Source organism: Bacteroides caecigallinarum, from assembly GCF_021530995.1.
GTDB classification, from domain to species: Bacteria; Bacteroidota; Bacteroidia; order Bacteroidales; family Bacteroidaceae; genus Phocaeicola; species Phocaeicola faecigallinarum.
Genome location: NZ_JADYTF010000390.1, coordinates 1 through 206, shown reverse-complemented (window position 1 = coordinate 206; position 206 = coordinate 1). Strand labels below are relative to the sequence as shown.

1 protein-coding gene is annotated in these 206 nt (G+C 49.5%); it reads left to right on the top strand.

What is annotated here, in order from left to right; genetic code table 11:
- On the top strand, positions 1–206 hold a 206-nt coding region (locus tag I6E24_RS17730), incomplete at both ends, for an IS66 family transposase (RefSeq protein WP_455577817.1).

Below are 206 nucleotides of genomic sequence, written 5' to 3'. Positions count from 1 at the left end.
AGAAAACTCCCTGATGACCCAAACCAATTGAAACTTGACTTCGACAAGATGGATATGACTCCAGAGGAGGAAGAGGCAGCCCGCCAGGCCATAAAAGAGGTAAGCGAGTATAAGCGGATTAAGGTCAGGGAACACGAGAAAAAAGTTCCCGTCCGCCAAAAGCTGCCTGAGCATCTCCGCCGTGAGGAAGAACATATCTATCCGGA